This window comes from Streptomyces resistomycificus (assembly GCF_001514265.1).
GTDB classification, from domain to species: Bacteria; Actinomycetota; Actinomycetes; order Streptomycetales; family Streptomycetaceae; genus Streptomyces; species Streptomyces resistomycificus.
In genome coordinates this window covers 149660-166606 of sequence record NZ_KQ948990.1, presented here as the reverse complement: position 1 = coordinate 166606, position 16947 = coordinate 149660, and the positions used below count along the sequence as shown (strand labels likewise).

Annotated in this window: 16 protein-coding genes; 9 read left to right on the top strand and 7 right to left on the bottom strand. The window is 73.0% G+C overall.

The window, feature by feature from the left end; all coding sequences use genetic code 11:
* Positions 1 to 30: 30 nt before the first annotated feature.
* The 3 genes from AQJ84_RS10710 to AQJ84_RS10700 form a co-directional block, all read right to left on the bottom strand.
* Complete coding sequence (locus AQJ84_RS10710) at positions 31 to 990, bottom strand: N-acetylmuramoyl-L-alanine amidase (RefSeq protein WP_030040287.1); 960 nt, start codon at positions 988 to 990, stop codon at positions 31 to 33.
* A gap of 94 nt (positions 991 to 1084) precedes the next feature.
* Entirely contained in the window at positions 1085 to 1735 is a 651-nt protein-coding gene (locus tag AQJ84_RS10705; protein WP_030040288.1) for a class I SAM-dependent methyltransferase, read from the bottom strand.
* 194 nt (positions 1736 to 1929) lie between these two features.
* Positions 1930 to 3669: an MFS transporter gene (locus AQJ84_RS10700; RefSeq protein WP_030040289.1), complete on the bottom strand. Its 1740-nt coding sequence runs from the start codon at positions 3667 to 3669 to the stop codon at positions 1930 to 1932.
* A 216-nt stretch (positions 3670 to 3885) separates the two neighbouring features.
* Between AQJ84_RS10700 and AQJ84_RS10695 the strand changes: the two genes are divergently transcribed.
* From AQJ84_RS10695 to AQJ84_RS10670, 6 genes are all read left to right on the top strand, one after another.
* On the top strand, positions 3886 to 5316 hold the full coding sequence (locus tag AQJ84_RS10695) for an MFS transporter (protein WP_030040290.1): 1431 nt from the start codon (positions 3886 to 3888) through the stop codon (positions 5314 to 5316).
* A gap of 112 nt (positions 5317 to 5428) precedes the next feature.
* The gene (locus tag AQJ84_RS10690; RefSeq protein WP_030040291.1) at positions 5429 to 5968 is read left to right on the top strand and encodes a SigE family RNA polymerase sigma factor; all 540 of its coding nucleotides are present in this window, start codon (positions 5429 to 5431) and stop codon (positions 5966 to 5968) included.
* Positions 5968 to 6801: a hypothetical protein gene (locus AQJ84_RS10685; RefSeq protein ID WP_030040292.1), complete on the top strand. Its 834-nt coding sequence runs from the start codon at positions 5968 to 5970 to the stop codon at positions 6799 to 6801. The genes AQJ84_RS10690 and AQJ84_RS10685 overlap by 1 nt, the downstream gene beginning before the upstream one ends.
* Before the next feature lie 271 nt (positions 6802 to 7072).
* Complete coding sequence (locus AQJ84_RS10680; RefSeq protein WP_030040293.1) at positions 7073 to 7948, top strand: MaoC/PaaZ C-terminal domain-containing protein; 876 nt, start codon at positions 7073 to 7075, stop codon at positions 7946 to 7948.
* Positions 7949 to 7978: 30 nt separating this feature from the next.
* Positions 7979 to 9055 carry a Zn-dependent alcohol dehydrogenase gene (locus AQJ84_RS10675; protein WP_030040294.1) on the top strand — a complete coding sequence of 359 codons (1077 nt, stop codon included), beginning with the start codon at positions 7979 to 7981 and terminating at the stop codon, positions 9053 to 9055.
* An 8-nt stretch (positions 9056 to 9063) separates the two neighbouring features.
* A complete protein-coding gene (locus tag AQJ84_RS10670) occupies positions 9064 to 10002 on the top strand; it encodes a 3-oxoacyl-ACP reductase (protein WP_053192001.1) in 939 nt (312 codons plus the stop codon).
* Between the two features lie 326 nt (positions 10003 to 10328).
* Here the strand turns inward: AQJ84_RS10670 and AQJ84_RS43425 are convergent, their stop codons facing one another.
* Together AQJ84_RS43425 and AQJ84_RS10665 are read right to left on the bottom strand one after the other, a co-directional pair.
* Positions 10329 to 10481, bottom strand: a complete 153-nt coding sequence (locus tag AQJ84_RS43425) for a hypothetical protein (RefSeq protein ID WP_164873068.1) — start codon at positions 10479 to 10481, stop codon at positions 10329 to 10331.
* Between the two features lie 97 nt (positions 10482 to 10578).
* Positions 10579 to 11979 (bottom strand): hypothetical protein, encoded by a 1401-nt coding sequence (locus AQJ84_RS10665; protein ID WP_059198814.1) that lies wholly within the window; start codon positions 11977 to 11979, stop codon positions 10579 to 10581.
* A 198-nt stretch (positions 11980 to 12177) separates the two neighbouring features.
* Between AQJ84_RS10665 and AQJ84_RS10660 the strand changes: the two genes are divergently transcribed.
* From AQJ84_RS10660 to AQJ84_RS10650, 3 genes are read left to right on the top strand one after another with little or no spacing between them, the layout of a single operon-like run.
* Complete coding sequence (locus tag AQJ84_RS10660; RefSeq protein WP_030039158.1) at positions 12178 to 13035, top strand: Nif3-like dinuclear metal center hexameric protein; 858 nt, start codon at positions 12178 to 12180, stop codon at positions 13033 to 13035.
* Positions 13032 to 13775 (top strand): zinc ribbon domain-containing protein, encoded by a 744-nt coding sequence (locus AQJ84_RS10655; protein WP_030039159.1) that lies wholly within the window; start codon positions 13032 to 13034, stop codon positions 13773 to 13775. The genes AQJ84_RS10660 and AQJ84_RS10655 overlap by 4 nt, the downstream gene beginning before the upstream one ends.
* A 58-nt stretch (positions 13776 to 13833) precedes the next feature.
* On the top strand, positions 13834 to 15291 hold the full coding sequence (locus AQJ84_RS10650) for a bifunctional RNase H/acid phosphatase (protein ID WP_053193891.1): 1458 nt from the start codon (positions 13834 to 13836) through the stop codon (positions 15289 to 15291).
* Between the two features lie 12 nt (positions 15292 to 15303).
* Here the strand turns inward: AQJ84_RS10650 and eda are convergent, their stop codons facing one another.
* Positions 15304 to 15927 carry a bifunctional 4-hydroxy-2-oxoglutarate aldolase/2-dehydro-3-deoxy-phosphogluconate aldolase gene (eda, locus tag AQJ84_RS10645; protein ID WP_030039161.1) on the bottom strand — a complete coding sequence of 208 codons (624 nt, stop codon included), beginning with the start codon at positions 15925 to 15927 and terminating at the stop codon, positions 15304 to 15306.
* Between the two features lie 225 nt (positions 15928 to 16152).
* On the bottom strand, positions 16153 to 16935 hold the full coding sequence (gene yaaA / locus AQJ84_RS10640) for a peroxide stress protein YaaA (protein WP_030039162.1): 783 nt from the start codon (positions 16933 to 16935) through the stop codon (positions 16153 to 16155).
* Positions 16936 to 16947 lie beyond the last annotated feature (12 nt).

Below are 16947 nucleotides of genomic sequence, written 5' to 3'. Positions count from 1 at the left end.
GGGTGTCCGCCCGGATCAGCGCGCTGATCACTACCCGCGCAGGAAACTCACGATTCCCGCAGAGATTCCTTGCGCCGCTTTCTGCCGCCAGGCACCGCTGGTCAGCTGTGCCGCGTCCTTGGTATCGCGCATGTTGCCGCACTCGATGAACACCTTGGGAACCGTTGACAGATTGAGACCGCCCAGGTCCGTGCGTGTGACGAGTCCGGTGCCGCCGCCGACGTAGTTGGAGGGCGCGCTGCCCGTCGCGCGCACGAAGTTGCCCGCGACACGCTCGCCGAGCTCGCGCGAAGGGCCGACGATGGCACGGGTGTCGGCGGCGCCCGCGTGCACGCTGCCCGGCAGGATGACGTGGAATCCGCGGTTGCCGGCGCCCGAGCCGTCGGCGTGGACGGAGACGACCGCGTCCGCGCGCGCCGTGTTGCCGATCCTGGCCCGCTCGTCGACGCACGGGCCGTAGGGCCGGTCGCCGTCCTGGGTCAGTTTCACCGTGGCACCCTGCTTCTCCAGCAGCTCCCGCATCCGGTGGGCCACATCCAGGGTGAACTCGGCCTCCGCGTAACCGGAGTTGGTGGACGTCCCCGTGGTGTCGCACTCCTTGGAGTTCGTCCCGATGTCCACCTTGCGGTTGATCTCCGCGGTGTGCCGGAAGTTGCCCGGGTTGTGCCCCGGGTCGATCACCACGACCTTCCCCTTGAGGGGACCGGTGGCGGCGGGCGCGGAAGCGGTGGGTGTCGGGGAGGGGCCCGGCGGCTTGTCGTCCTCGGTGGTGGAGGACGTCGGCGCGGAAGTCTTCGGCGAGGCCGACGCGCTCGACACCGTGGGCGTCCCGACCGCGCCCCCCGAGCCGCCGCCGGTGCCGCCCACCACCTCGTACACCAGCCAGCCGAGCAGCGCGCCCGGCACGAGTGCGGCGACGGCGACGGTCAGGGGACGGCGCCGTGAACGGCGGGGCTGGGGAGGATCGAAGTCCGGGCCTACGTACGACACGACAGCCACCTTACGGGGGGTCGGCGCCCTCTCACGCGGACGAGCCACGGGCTCGCCGTACCGGGGTGTCCGGGAACAGGACGGCGATCGTGGATCAGATGCCCGCGCCGGTCCTGCGCAGGACGCGCAGCGAGTCCGTCACCGAGACCTCCGTGAACGCCCCGGACTCCAGCGCCCGCAGGTAGACGCGGTAGGGGGCCTGGCCGGTGAACTCGTCCTCCGGGTCCGGGAACACGTCGTGGATGACGAGCAGCCCGCCCTCGGCGACATGGGGAGCCCAGCCCTCGTAGTCGGCGTTCGCGTGCTCGTCGGTGTGACCGCCGTCGACGAAGACCAGGCCGAGGGGGCTGCCCCACACCTTCGCGACCTGGGGCGAGTGGCCGACGAGGGCGACGACGTGGTCCTCCAGGCCCGCCCGGTGCAGGGTGCGGCGGAAGGTCGGCAGGGTGTCCATCAGGCCGATCTCCGGGTCGACGGTCTCCGGGTCGTGGTACTCCCAGCCCGGCTGCTGCTCCTCGCTGCCCCGGTGGTGGTCGACGGTCAGCGCGACGACCCCGGCCTGGCGGGCCGCGTCGGCGAGCAGGATCGCCGAGCGCCCGCAGTACGTGCCGACCTCAAGGAGCGGCAGCCCGAGCCGCCCGGCCTCGACGGCCGCCGAGTACAGGGCGAGGCCCTCACCGACGGGCATGAACCCCTTCGCGGCCTCGAAGGCGGCCAGGATCTCGGGCTCGGGGGCCGCGGGCATGAGGGGTTCCTCCCGGTCGTACGACGCTTTCCGGCCCATGCTGCCGTACCCCCGCGCCGGCGCATCGGCAGGGGGTACGGCGAACACCCTCAAGGGGCGCGGGGAACTGCGCGACGAACCACGACGAAGCGACAAGACGCCACCCGGCATCACGCGGCACCCCCCGCCCGGCGGAGCGCTAAGCAGTCACCGGCTCACCGGCTCACCGGCTCACCGGGCATCGACAGATCCAGGTCAATCGCGGCTTCCGCACCGGAATGCGTGGCGGAAGAGGCGAGCGGCGCATACCCCGTCGCCCGTGCGGCCAGCACATACGCGCCCTGGGCCGGAACGGCGAGCGCGTAGGTGCCGTCCTCGTCCGAGAGCGTCGCGCCGGCCTGGCGGCCGCGGGGGTCGATCAGCGTCACCTTGGCGCGCGCGACCGGCGTGCCCGCGGCGTCCAGGACCCGGCCCCGGAAGCCGCGCAAAGCCTCCTCGGCGCGCTCCAGGTTGGCGTCCTCCTCGCTGCTCGCGCGCAGCTGCGGCTTGTCCGCCGGGCGGTTGCGGGGCAGGAACAGCGCCATGAGGAGGCCGATCGCGACGGCCCCGGTGGCGATCAGGAAGGAGACGCGGAAACCGTGCATGGTCGGGATCGCGACGCCGTTCACGTTGTTCGCGGTGTCGGCGAGGACCATGCCGATGACGGCACTCGACACCGACGTGCCGATGGAACGCATCAGTGTGTTGAGGCCGTTGGCGGCGCCCGTCTCGGAGGCCGGGACCGCGCCGACGATCAGCGCCGGGAGGGAGGAGTAGGCGAGACCGATGCCCGCGCCCAGGACGACCGCGATGACGAGGCTCTGCCAGGGGGCGCTCATCAGGCCGAGGCCGGCGCCGTAGCCGATCGCGATGATCAGCAGGCCGAGGATCAGGGTGACCTTGGGGCCGTACTTCGCCGACAGGCGGGCGTAGACGGGAGCGGTGAACATCATCGTCAGGCCCAGGGGCGCCACCAGCAGGCCCGCGACGACCATCGACTGGCCGAGGCCGTAGCCGGTGGCCGTGGGCAGCTGGAGCAGCTGGGGGAGGACCAGCGAGACGACGTAGAAGGAGACGCCGACCATGATCGAGGCGAGGTTGGTGAAGAGCACCGCGGGGCGGGCGGTGGTCCTGAGGTCCACGAGCGGGGCCGGCAGCCGCAGCTCCATCACGCCCCACAGCAGGAGCACCGCCGCCGACGCGCCGAACAGACCGAGCGTGGTGCCCGAGGTCCAGCCCCAGTCGCTGCCCTTGGTGATCGGCAGGAGGAAGAGGACGAGACCGGCGGAGAGACCGATCGCGCCCAGGATGTCGAAGGAGCCCTTGGCGCGCATGGGCGACTCGGGTACGACGAGCAGGGTGAGGGCGATGGCGAGGGCGCCGAGGCCGGCCGCGCCGTAGAACAGGGCGTGCCAGTCGGCGTGCTGGGCGACCAGGGCCGCGGCGGGCAGGGCGAGGCCGCCGCCGACGCCGATCGAGGAGCTCATCAGGGCCATCGCCGAGCCGAGCTTCTCGCGGGGCAGCATGTCGCGCATCAGGCCGATGCCGAGCGGTATCGCGCCCATCGCGAAGCCCTGCAGCGTACGGCCCGCGATCATCGTGAGCAGGTCGCTGGTGAGCGCGCTGACCAGGGCGCCGACCACCATCACCGCGAGGCTGAGGATCAGCATGCGCCGCTTGCCGTAGAGGTCGCCGAGGCGGCCCATGATCGGCGTGGCGACCGCGCCGGAGAGCAGTGTCGAGGTCAGGACCCAGGTGGCGTTGCTGGGCTCGGTGTCCAGCAGCTGCGGCAGGTCCTTGATGACCGGGACGAGCAGGGTCTGCATCACCGCGACCACGATGCCCGCGAAGGCGAGCACCGGGACGAGGGCCCGGCTCGCTCCGCTCTCGGGCTGGTCGGTCGACGTGTGCGTCATGGAGTGGGGCCTCCAGGCCAGGGGAGTCGGGTGGTTCCGGGCGGGATACGTGCCCGTTGAACCCCGTGCGCCCGGGCAACTATTCCGATGCTTCGGCCCACTAACGTTTTCTTTATCGTTTCTTGGCCGAAGCGACACGGCCGACGGGTCCCGACCCCCACCGCCCTTGGGCCTAGGCCGAAATCCCGATGCAGGGAGCGTCCGGCGGTTGAGAACATGACAGCCATGCTCCGAGCCGCTGACGTCACCCGCATGTCCCGCCGCCCTGCCGCGCCGCCCACCTGGCTGGTCGTGGCGCTGGCCTGCGCGGGACAGTTCCTGGTCGTGCTCGACGTGTCCGTGGTGAACGTGGCGCTGCCGTCGATGCGGACCGGCCTCGGGCTGAGCGAGCAGGGGCTGCAGTGGGTCGTCAACGCCTACGCCATCGCCTTCGCCGGGTTCATGCTGCTCGGCGGGCGGGCCGGTGACCTCTACGGCCGCAAACGGATGTTCCTGGTCGGCCTCGCCGTGTTCACCGTGGCCTCGCTGGGCGGCGGGCTCGCCCAGGAGGGCTGGCAGCTGCTGGCGGCGCGGGCCGCGCAGGGGCTGGGCGCGGCGGTGCTGGCCCCCTCGACCCTGACGATCCTCACGGCCGCGGTCCCGGAGGGTGCCGCACGCGCGCGTGCCATCGCGACCTGGACGGCGGTCGGCGCGGGCGGCGGCGCGGCCGGCGGCCTCGTCGGCGGCTTGCTCGTGGACATGCTGTCGTGGCGGTGGGTGCTGCTGATCAACGTGCCGGTGGGGGCGGTGGTGCTCCTCGGCTCCGCGGTCTGGCTGGCCGAGGGGAGGGCCGGGGACGGACGGCGGCTCGACCTGCCGGGCGCGCTGCTGGTGACGGCGGGGCTCGCCACCCTGGCGTACGGCATCTCGCAGACCGAGGCCGAGGGGTGGACGGCGGCGGCCACCCTGGTGCCGCTGCTGGCCGGCCTCGCGCTGATCGGGTGCTTCCTGGCCGTCGAGGCCCGTACGGCGGCTCCGCTGATGCCGCTCGGGCTGCTCAGGGTGCGGGCGGTGGCGTCGGCGAACGTGGCGATGTTCCTGTGCGGCTCCGCGATGTTCTGCATGTGGTTCTTCATGACGCTGTACGCCCAGAACGTGCTGGGCTACTCGCCGCTGGACGCCGGTCTCGCGCTGGTGCCGAGCTCCCTGGCCGTGGTCGTCGGCTCCAAACTCGCGCCCAGGCTGATGCGGCGGGCCGGGACACGTGCCGTGGCGGTGCTAGGAACGCTGGTGGCGGTCGCCGGGTTCGGCTGGCAGTCGACGATGACCGCGGACGGGGCGTACGTCACCACCATCATGATCCCGGGGATCCTGATGATGCTGGGCGCGGGTCTGGCCGCGACGCCGCTCGCCGCGCTGGCCACGGCGGGGGCCGCGCCGGGCGAGGCCGGACTGGTGTCGGGGCTGATCAACACCTCGCGCACGATGGGCGGTTCGCTGGGGCTCGCGGTCATGTCGACGATCGCGGCGGCCCGTACGGCAGGGCGCGGGTCGCCCGAGGCGCTGACGGAGGGGTACGCGCTGGCGTTCCGGGTGGGGACGGGGGTGCTCGTGGCCGGGGTGGCGCTGATGCTGGTGTGGCTGCCGCGTGGGGGCGCCGCGGAGTGAGGCGGGGCGCGCCGAGTGCGAGGGAGGTTGTCTCTGCGAGTTCCGCGAGTCTGCGGAAGGAGGCAACGGTTCGGGCGGCTCATGGACTCCTTTACACATCTAGGAGGTGCCCATGGGGGATCGCAAGGAGGCTCGGGACAAGGAGTTCCAGAGCTTCGTCATCGGCCGCTGGCCACGGCTGCTGCGGACGGCATTTCTCCTCACGGGGGAGCAGCACGCCGCGGAGGACCTGGTCCAGACGACGCTCGAACAGGTCTACGTGGCCTGGCGCAAGGTCGGCTCGGCCGACGACCCGGAGGCATACGTACGGCGCGTGATGATCAACGCCCACGCCCGCAGGCACCGCAGGCGCCTCAAGGAGTTCCTGGCACCCAGGGACGACTCGGGTCTGGTGCGCGAGGTCGCCGACAGCGGTGACCGTATCTCCCAGGCGGAGGACCGCAACGCCCTGCTGAAGGCACTCGCCCAACTGCCCCCGAGGCAGCGCGAGGCGGTGGTCCTGCGGTACTGGGAGGACCTGACCGAGACGCAGGTGGCCGAGGCGATGGGCTGTTCGGTGGGTGCGGTGAAGAGCAACGCGGCCAAGGGGATCGCGAAGCTCCGCGCCATACCGGGTCTGTCCGAGATGGTGACGAGTGGAGGGCGGACGTGATGGGCGCGGACCGGGAGACGAACCACGACATGGCGAACAGCGACATCACCGACATCGCCGTCCTGCTGGCCGACGCCACGGACGAGGTCGAGATCGGCATAGCCCCCTACGACGCGGTGCTCCGCGGCGGCCGTCGCCGCAGGGCACGGCGCTGGGCGGTGGCGACGGCCACGGCTCTGGTGCTGGCCGCCTCCTCGGCGACGCTGGCGGTCGCGGGGCTGCCGGGTGGGGGCGAGGGGCGGGTGACGCCGGCGGCGACGCAGCCGTCGGTGACCGCGTCGGCGGACGTGTCCTTGCCCCAGCGGACCATGCTGGCGACCGGCACGGAGAACGGCAGGAAGTGGCATGTCCTGATCGACGTGTGGGCGGCGCCGCGCGACGAGGGGGAGGCGATGGCCCAGATGGCCCAGATGGCCGAGATGGCCGAGTTCGGGGTCACGCCCCCCGAGGCTGAGGCGTCACAACTGGTCGGCAAGAGCTCGTTCTTCGTGAACCGGGGCGACGGTGACACGGGTTCGACGGTGATGGAGGACGTGTTCACCGGCGTCGACCACACCATGGCCGGCACGGACATCGAATCCGCCGCCATGGCGCTGAGGGGCGGCTCCGACGCCCCTCAGCGGCTGGTCGTGGGCCAGGTCGCCAAGACCGCCCGGCAGGTCACCTGCACCTGGAAGGACGGCACGACCACCAAGGTGAACAAGCCCGCGCCGAACGAGGAGGTGTCCACCGAGACCCCGGCGATCCGCACGGCCGAGGGCTCTCCGGTGAACTGGTTCGTGTGCCTGGCACCGAAGGGCACGGAGTACAAGTCGGTGGAGGTGACGCGGTAGGCGGCCTTCCGGACGGCGCGGAACCCCACGGATGCGGTTTCCGGACCGGGGCAGGACGAAGGTCACGGGTGTTCTCGCCGAGGTCTGGCGAGCGGGGACGCAGCCGATGACCCTCGATGCTGACACCCCGTCAGGAGCCTTCACAACTGCGGAGGGCTGGGCTATACAGAGGGCGCCGGACTGGAACGCGTTCTAGATCGGCCCGTGTCGACCTCGGTGCGGCCGACGGTGCGGACGGCCGTACCGAGGTCTCTGAACCCTCAGGAGCCCCATGCCCATCGACGCAGCCGAGGCACTGGCCGCCGAGCCCCGTACCGGTGAGATCGCCTGGACCTCGAAGGACGTGCAGCTCTACCACCTCGGCATCGGCGCCGGAGCGCGTCCCGACAAGGAATCGCCCGCCACCGACCCCGACGAACTGCGCTACACCCTGGAGTCCCGGCTGCACGTCCTGCCCAGCTTCGCCACCGTCGCGGGCGCTGGTTCGCCCGGGGTGATCAGCGGTCTGTCGATGCCCGGCGTCGAGGTCGACCTGGCCCGGGTGCTGCACGGCGGCCAGAAGCTGGAGATCCACCGCCCGCTCCCGACCGAGGGCACCGCCACCGCGACCTCGCGCATCGCCGCCGTGTACGACAAGGGCAAGGCGGCCGTGCTGGTCATGCGGACCGAGGTCGCCGACGCCGGCGGCCCGCTGTGGACCAACGACGCCCAGATCTTCGTACGAGGGGAAGGCGGCTGGGGCGGCGACCGGGGCCCGTCCGCGCGCCTCGAACCGCCCGCCGGGGAGCCGGACAGGGTCGTCGAACGGCCGGTCCGCGAGGACCAGGCCCTTCTCTACCGTCTCTCCGGAGACTGGAACCCGCTGCACGCCGACCCGGAGTTCGCCAAGGTCGCCGGGTTCGAGCGGCCCATCCTGCACGGACTGTGCACGTACGGGATGACCCTCAAGGCGGTCGTCGACACGCTGCTCGGCGGGGACGTGACCCGGGTGCGGTCGTACGGCACCCGGTTCGCCGGGGTCGTCTACCCGGGGGAGACCCTGCGGATCCGCATGTGGCGGCGCGACGACGGCGTGCGGGTGGCCGTGAGCGCCGTCGAACGGGAGGACGCGCCCGTTCTCGCCGACACCATCGTCGAACACACCTGAGTCAGACCGTCGCCCGAGGGGAGCCGCACCATGCGCGCAGCCGTACTGCACGAGATCGGCCAGGACAAGCTGGAGGTCCTCGACGACGTCGAGGCGGTGGGCTTCGGCCCCGGCAAGGTGCGGATCCGGGTGCGGGCCACCGGGCTGTGCCACTCCGACCTGTCCGCGATGGCCGGTGTGCTGCCCCAGCCGGCGCCGTTCGTCCCCGGACACGAGGGCGCCGGCGAGATCCTGGAGGTCGGGGACGGAGTCGGCCACCTGAAGCCCGGCGACCGGGTCGTCGTGTGCTGGCTGCCCGCCTGCGGTGTCTGCCCCGCCTGCAGGCGCGGCCAGACCGAACTGTGCCTGGCCGGCTTCATGAACGCGGGCACCCCCAACTTCCGGCGGCCCGGCGGCGACGTCTTCGGCTTCGCCGGCACCGGCACCTTCACCGAGGAGGTCGTGGTCGACGCGGGCTGCGCGGTGCCGATACCCGACGACGTGCCCTTCGACATCGCCGCCCTGATCGGCTGCGGGGTGACCACGGGGCTGGGCGCGGCACTCAACACCGCGGACGTGGAGGCGGGTTCGTCGGTCGCGGTCATCGGATGCGGGGGCGTGGGCGTCTCCGCGATCCAGGGCGCGCGGCTGCGCGGCGCCGCCGAGATCGTCGCCGTCGACCCGGTCGCCTCCCGGCGCGAGGCGGCGCTCACGTTCGGCGCGACCAGGGCCGTCTCACCCGACGAACTCGCCGACGTCAAGCAGCAGGTCACCGGTGGCGAGGGCTTCGACTACGTCTTCGAGGTCGTCGGCAGGTCGGCCACCGCCCGGACGGCGTACGACACCACCCGTCGCGGCGGCACCCTGGTCGTCGTCGGCGCGGGCGCCATGGACGACTTCCTCCAGCTCAACATGTTCGAGCTGTTCTTCGACGAGAAGCGGATCCTGCCGTCGATGTACGGCGGTGGAGACGTCCTGCGTTCCTACGAGCGGACGATCGCCCTGTGGCGGGCCGGCCGCGTCGACCTGGACGGCCTGATCACCCACCGGGTGCCGTTGAGCGAGATCAACGAGGCGCTCGACCAGATGCGCACGGGGGCCGCCCTTCGTACCTGCGTCGAGATCTGAGGGCGGGCATGGCACTGCCACTGGAGGGACTCTGCGCGATCGTCACCGGAGCCGGCCGGGGCCTGGGCCGGGCCGAGGCGCTGGAACTGGCCCGACTCGGCGCGGCCGTCGTGGTCAACGACTACGGGCAGCCCGGCCGGGACGGCTCGGGCGAGGCCTCCGCCGCCCCCGCCGAACAGGTCGCCGCCGAGATCCGTACGGCCGGCGGAAGAGCACTCGCCCACACCGGGGACGTGGCGGACTTCCAGGCGGCCCGCGAACTGGTCGAGTCGGCGGTCGCCGAGTTCGGCAAGCTGGACGTCCTGGTCAACAACGCGGGCATCCTGCGCGACCGCATGGTCTTCTCCATGACGGAGGAGGAGTGGGACGCGGTCATCCGTGTACACCTCAAGGGCCACTTCAACACCACCCGCTTCGCGGCCGCGCACTGGCGCGAGCGGTCCAAGGCGGTCGGTGGTCCGGTGTACGGGCGGATCGTGAACACCTCGTCGGAGGCGTTCCTCGCGGGATCGGCGGGGCAGCCCAACTACGCGGCGGCCAAGGGCGGGATCGTCGGGCTCACTACCTCCACCGCCCTCGCGCTCGCCAAGTACGGGGTGACCGCCAACGCCGTCTGTCCGCGCGCCCGCACCCGGATGACCGAGGACGTCTTCGCCGGGTTCGAGCGGCCCGCCGACGGTCTCGACCCGCTCGCCCCCGAGCATGTCGCCCCCCTCGTCGGCTACTTGGCCTCGCCGGCCGCCGCACGGGTCAACGGCCAGCTGCTCGTCGTGCACGGCGGCATGGTGGCGATCGTCGAACGGCCGCGGATTCAGGCGCAGTTCGACAGCAAGCAGGACACGTTCAGCTACGACGAACTGGACGCGCTGCTCACCGCGCACTACGCGGGGCGGCCCGAGGGAGAGACGTTCGCGGCGGCGGAGGTGCTGGGGCTGCGACGCGCCTGACGCAGTACCCGCCCGGCTGCGGCAGCGGCGGAGGCTGCTGTTCGCGGCGGGGGAGGTGCTGGGGTTGTGGCGCGCCTGACGCATTACCCGCCCGGCTGCGGCTGCGGCAGCGGCGGAGGCTGCTGTTCGCGGCGGGGGAGGTGCTGGGGTTGTGGCGCGCCTGACGCATTACCCGCCCGGCAGCGGCTGAGGTGACTGCTGCGGCGGCGACGCCGGGCAACGCTGCCGCGGTCGGTGGCCGTCTCCGGGACCGGGCCACAACGCGACGGTCCCCGGCATCCGTCGATGCCGGGGACCTCGTGGAAAAACGACTGCCTGAGGCTGCGTCAGGCCGCGTGCTCGGTCTGCTCGACCGGCTTGCGGTGACGGCCGCGGGGGGCCGTCTCACCGTCCTGCACCGCGACCGGACCCCGGTGCCGGCCCTGGCCGGTGGGCTCCTGGACGTCGGCAGTCTGCTGGTTCGTGCTGGCGTCGCTCATCGGAATATCTCACCCCGTCAACATGATCTTTCTGAACAGCCGGGCGAGTTTAACCGGCGGTCCGGGGCCCGGATCCAGGCGGCCACGCCAACCGGCACTACTTCGTTACAAGACGCCCCAACGGAGCTTCCTGAAGCGGCACAGGGCGCCACGCGACCGGTCCCGGAGGGTCCGGTTCCGGCGGCTCACCGGACGCCGGGACACCGTCCCCCGACACCGCCCGCGAAGCCGTACCGTCCCGGACCGGACCCTCCATCCCCGCGCCCCCCGCGCCCTTCGAGCACCCCGCGCTCCCCGAGCCCGCCGCGCCCCCCATGGCCTCCGAGCCCCCCGCTCTCCCCATGGCCCCCGTGCCCCCGGCCTCACCCGAGCCCCCCGCCTTCCCCGCGCCCCCCGCATTCCCCGCATCCCCCGCATCCCCCGCGCCCCCCGCGCCCTCCGCGTCCCCCGACGGTGCCGCCACCCGGGCCAGCCCGCACGGCGCACCGGCCGTCGCGTACGGGAGGTGCAGCACACCGTCCCCGGTCCACAGCCCGGCGCCCGCCAGCCACCCCTCGGGCGCCGGGAGGTGGTGCATCCGGCGTTGCGCGGGCCGCCACACCCCGACCCAGCTGGCGACCGGCCCGTCCACCCGCAGGGCCACCGCGCAGCTCTCCGGCGTCAGCACCTGGCCCGGCTGGATGGCGAACGGCGTGACCGCGCAGCCCGGCACCCGCAGGCTCTCCGGAAACCGCACCGGCAGAGTGCTGCCGACGACCCCCCAGCCCAGCCGGCCCTGCCCCGGCGACGGCGCGTCCGAGCGGATCAGCAGCAACCCGCTGTCCGGGTCGGCGAGCAGCAGCCGGTCGTCGCTGTCCGCCGCGATCTGCAGCAGCGGCGAGACCTCGCCACCCCGCTCCAGGTCGACCACGACGGCCTTGGTCCGGCCGCCGGCCTTCCGGTCCAGCGCCAGCATCCGCCCCGTGCGGTCCAGCCACGCCCCGCCCGAGCAGCGTCCCGGGATCTCCGCGATGTGCTCGGGGCCGAAGGCGCCGCCCGCCACCAGCCACACCGTGCTGGAGTGCCGGCCCACGGCGAGGGCGTACGCCTTCTCGCCGCCCGGCGCCGGCGGCAGCAGCCGCAGCCGGGTGCCCCGGTCCGGGCACTCGACCGCGCCCAGCGGGAGTTCGCCGGTGCCGGGTCCGGTGGGGTAGAGGAGCGAGAAGTTGTGCCGTCCGTCCGCGAGGCGCCGGATGAGGACCCGTCCGTCGCCCATCGGCTGCACCTCGGTGCCGGGCTCCTCCGGCTGGTTGCCGGGCAGCGGCACCGCGTACGGTTCCGGGCCGTCCAGCGTCCAGCGCTCCGGGAACCAGGAGTCGCCGTCCAGCGTGAGCCGGGCCGCGTAGGCGCCGTCCGCCGTGATGGTGCACTCCGGCCGGGCGGCGCCGTCCGCGTCGTCACCGTCCGCGCCGTCACCCTCCACGCCGTCCGACGCGGGCTCGATCGCACAGGCCGTCATCGTCTGGTCACCTCCGGCGACGAAGCTAGTTTTCGTACGCACGGACGTGGGACCGGCAAGCGTCGACTTCACACAAAGGTGTGGCCCAGGAACGATTCGCCTGAGGAAGCCGGGGCGACTGTGCTGAGCGGGACCACCTGCCGTGTCCGGGTCCGGTCGCCGGTTCAGCGGGGGAGAACAGCCAGGTAGCCTTTCCCCGTGCCCCGTCTGTCTGAAGTCATCGCCGCGCTGGAGAGCCTGTGGCCCGCCGAGCGGGCCGAGTCCTGGGACGCGGTCGGCACCGTCGTGGGCGAACCCGACCAGGAGGTCTCCCGGGTCCTGTTCGCCGTCGACCCGGTCCAGGAGATCGTCGACGAGGCGGTGAAGCTGGGCGCCGGCCTGCTGGTCACCCACCACCCCCTCTATCTGCGCGGTACGACGACGGTCGCGGCCTCCACCTTCAAGGGCCGCGTGGTGCACACCCTCATCAAGCACGACATCGCGCTGCACGTCGCCCACACCAACGCGGACACCGCGGACCCCGGCGTGTCCGACGCCCTGGCCGGAGCGCTCGACCTGCGGGTCGTACGCCCCCTGGTGCCGGACCCGACCGATCCCGACGGCCACCGTGGCCTGGGCCGGATCTGCGAGCTCGACCACCCGCTGACCGTCCGTGAACTCGCCGCCCGCGCCGCCGAACGCCTGCCCGCGACCGCGCAGGGCATCCGGGTGGCGGGCGACCCCGAGGCCGTGGTCCGCACGGTCGCCGTGAGCGGAGGCTCCGGCGACAGCCTCTTCGACCAGGTCCGCGCGGCCGGCGTCGACGCCTTCCTCACCGCGGACCTGCGCCACCACCCGGCCTCCGAAGCCCGCGCCCACAGTCCTCTCGCGCTGCTCGACGCGGCGCACTGGGCCACCGAATGGCCCTGGTGCGAGCTGGCCGCCGCCCAGCTCGACGAGATCTCCGACCGCAAGGGATGGGGCCTTCGGGTCCACGTCTCGAAGACGGTCACCGACCCCTGGACCGCCCACGCGGCGTCCACGCCCACCTCTGACCCACTGGGAGCCCCCAACTGAACGCCGCGCCCGCCGACCAGATCCGCCTTCTCGACGTACAGAACCTCGACGTGCGCCTCCAGCAGCTCGCGCACCGGCGCAGGTCGCTGCCCGAGCACGCCGAGATCGAGTCGCTGACCCGGGACCTCACCCAGCTGCGCGACCTCCTCGTCGCCGCGCAGACCGAGGAGAGCGACACCATCCGCGAGCAGACCAAGGCCGAGCAGGACGTGGACCAGGTGCGCCAGCGCTCCGTCCGTGACCAGCAGCGCCTGGACTCCGGCGCGGTCACCTCCCCGAAGGACCTGGAGAACCTCCAGCGCGAGATCGCCTCCCTCGCCAAGCGGCAGGGCGACCTCGAGGACATCGTCCTTGAGGTCATGGAGCGCATCGAGTCCGTGCAGGAGCGGGTGGCCGAGCTCAGCGAGCGGGTCTCGTCCGTCCAGGCGAAGATCGACGACGCGACCGCGCGCCGCGACGCCGCCACCGAGGAGATCGACGGCGAGGTGGCCGCCGTGACCAAGGAGCGCGAGGTCATCGCGGCCTCCGTCCCCGCCGACCTGCTCAAGCTGTACGACAAGCTGCGCGAGCAGCAGGGTGGCATCGGCGCGGCCAAGCTGTACCAGCGGACCTGCCAGGGCTGCCGCCAGGAGCTCGCGATCACCGACATCAACGAGATCCGCGCGGCGGCGCCCGACACGGTCGTCCGCTGCGAGAACTGCCGTCGCATCCTGGTGCGCACGTCCGAATCGGGTCTCTAGTCGGCAAGGGGCCTGAGGGCTCAAAGGCGTAGGGCTCAAGGCTTAAGGGGCTTTGGACGTGCGGGAGTTCATCGTCGAGGCAGACGGCGGGTCGCGGGGCAACCCGGGGCCCGCTGGCTACGGATCCGTGGTGATCGACGCGGCGACGGGGGAGACCCTCGTCGAGGTGGCCGAGTACATCGGTGTCGCCACGAACAACGTGGCCGAGTACCGGGGGCTGGTGGCGGGCCTGCGCGCCGCCCACGAACTCGACCCCACGGCCCGGGTCCACGTCCGTATGGACTCCAAGCTCGTCGTCGAGCAGATGTCGGGCCGCTGGAAGATCAAGCACCCCGACATGAAGCCGCTGGCGTCGGAGGCGGCCCGCGTCTTCCCGTCCTCCCAGGTCACCTACGAGTGGATCCCCCGCGAGCGGAACAAGCACGCCGACCGCCTCGCCAACGAGGCGATGGACGCGGGCAAGCGGGGGGAGCAGTGGTCGGCGTCCGCGTCGACAGCCGAGCTGGACACGGCGGCCGCGCGAGCTGTGGCCGCCGCGGCTCCCGAGCCGTCCGGCCCGCCCGGAGACGCGACCGCGGGCGCGGCGCGGGCACGGGCGGCTCTGGCGGGGGGACGTTCCGCCGCTGACGCGGCTGCCGCTGCTGCTTCCGCCGTCGTCGACGCGGCTTCCGCTGCCGGCGCGGCTTCTACTGCCGACGCGGCTAACACTGCCGACGCGGCTGGCGCCGCCAGTGCTTCCCGGCGCGGTGCGGCGGAGCCGTCGGGCGGCGGGGTCGCGGAGACCGAGGACGCCGCGCGGGCCAAGGACGACGTGCGGGGCGCCGACGTGCGGGGCGCCGATGCGCGGGCCGCGCGGGTCGTGGCGTCGCCGGGGTGGGGGGCGGCCGACATGGGGGCGCCCGCGACCTTCGTGCTGCTGCGCCACGGGGAGACCCCGTTGACGCCGCAGAAGAGGTTCTCGGGGAGTGGCGGCAGCGACCCGTCCCTGTCCGACGTCGGGCGGGACCAGGCCCAGCGGGTCGCGGCCGCCCTGGCACGGCGCGGCACCGTCCAGCACATCGTCGCCTCGCCGCTCGCCCGTACCCGCGAGACCGCCGCGGCCGTCGCCGCCCGGCTGGGCCTCGACGTCACCGTCGAGGACGGCCTGCGCGAGACCGACTTCGGCGCCTGGGAGGGGCTCACCTTCGGCGAGGTGCGTGAGCGGCACCCGGACGACCTGACCAAGTGGCTGGCCGACCCGGAGGCCGAGCCCACCGGCGGCGGCGAGAGCTTCGCGGCCACCGCCACCCGGATCGCCGCCACCCGCGACAGGCTGGTCGCCGCGTACGCGGGCCGCACGGTCCTGCTGGTCACCCACGTCACCCCGATCAAGACGTTCGTACGGCTCGCCCTCGGCGCCCCGCCCGAGTCCCTGTTCCGCATGGAACTGTCGGCGGCCTCCCTGTCGGCGGTGGCCTACTACGCGGACGGCAACGCCAGCGTCCGGCTCCTCAACGACACGTCCCACCTGCGCTGAACAGACGCCGCCTCAGGGAGTACGGAGGCACGCCGCCGCGTGGGCCAGCTCCTCGATCCGGGCCCAGTCCCGCGCCGCCACCGCGTCCCTCGGCAGCATCCAACTCCCGCCCACACAGCCGACGTTGGGCAAGGCCAGATAGTCCGGCGCGGAGCCGAGCCCGATCCCGCCGGTCGGACAGAACCGCGCCTGCGGCAACGGCCCCGCCAGCGACCGCAGATACGCCGTACCGCCGGCCGCCTCCGCCGGGAAGAACTTCATCTCCCGCACCCCGCGCTCCAGCAGGGTCACCACCTCGGACGTGGTCGACACCCCCGGCAGGAACGGCACGCCGGACCCCCGCATCGCCGTCAGCAGTACGTCCGTCCAGCCCGGGCTGACCAGGAAGCGCGCCCCGACCGCCACCGACTCCGTGACCTGCCCCGGTGTCAGAACCGTCCCGGCGCCGACGACGGCCTCCGGCACCTCCCCGGCGATCTCCCGGATCGCGTCGAGCGCGGCGGGCGTCCGCAGTGTCACCTCGATCGCGGGCAGCCCCCCGGCGATGAGCGCACGGGCGAGGGGCACGGCGTCGCAGGCGTCCTCGATGACGACGACGGGCACGACGGGGGCAAGGTCCAGGAGCGACGGGGCCATGACGCCATCCTGCCGACGCGCTGCACGTCACGCAAAGGACGTTGCGCATACTGCAATGCCGGCCGGACGTGCTGCCGAAGGTGCCTGTCGGGGGTGCCTGTCGAGGGTGCCTGCCGGGGGTGCCTGCCGGGGGTGCCGGTCGAGGGTGCTTACCGGAGGTGCCTGTCGGGCGTGCCTGTCGCGTGGTCCCACGCCTCGCAGTCGTACTCCGACCCGGCCGGAGCGTCAGTGAATCTCGTCCACCAGCACATCCAGCGCCCAGGCCGCCCCCGCCTTCGCGGGCGCCTCCGCCTCCACCACGTACCCGAGGTCCCGCAGCGCCTCCACCAGCTCCGCCGGTCCCGCCGGAGAGATCCCGGCCGACAGCAGACTGCGGACGATCTTCCCCTTCGTCGCCTTGTTGAAGTGGCTGACGACCTTTCGGGTCGGCGCGTGCAGCACCCGTACCGTCGCCGTCCGCCCGGCGACCTCACCCTTCGGCTTCCACGCGGCCGCGTACGCCGAGGACCGCAGGTCCAGCAGCAGCCCGGCCCCGGCCACCTCGGGCAGCGCCGACGCCATCGGCGTACGCCAGTGCGCGCCCAGCGCCCCCAGCCCGGGCAGCCTCACACCCATCGAGCAGCGGTAGGAGGGGATACGGTCGGTCACCCGGACCGCGCCCCACAGCCCCGAGAACACCAGCAGCGAGCGCGCGGCGCGCTTCTTCGCGGCGGTGTCCAGGGACGCCAGGCCGAGCGCGTCGTACAGCACGCCCGTGTAGACCTCCCCGGCGGGCCGCGCCCCCGCCGTCCGCAGCTCGGCGTTCTTCGCGACCTCGCCCCGCAGCCCCTCGCTCAGCCCGAGCACCTCGCGCGCCTTGTCCTCGTCGCCGACGCACAGTTCGACGAGCTCCTCGAGCACGGCCTCGCGGGCGCCGGTCAGTCCCGGCAACGACAGCGACTCGAGTTTCAGCGGGGCGCCGCGGCCGGAGGAGGCCTTGCCTTCGGAGGGCGGCAGCAGGACAAGCACGGGTGGATCTCC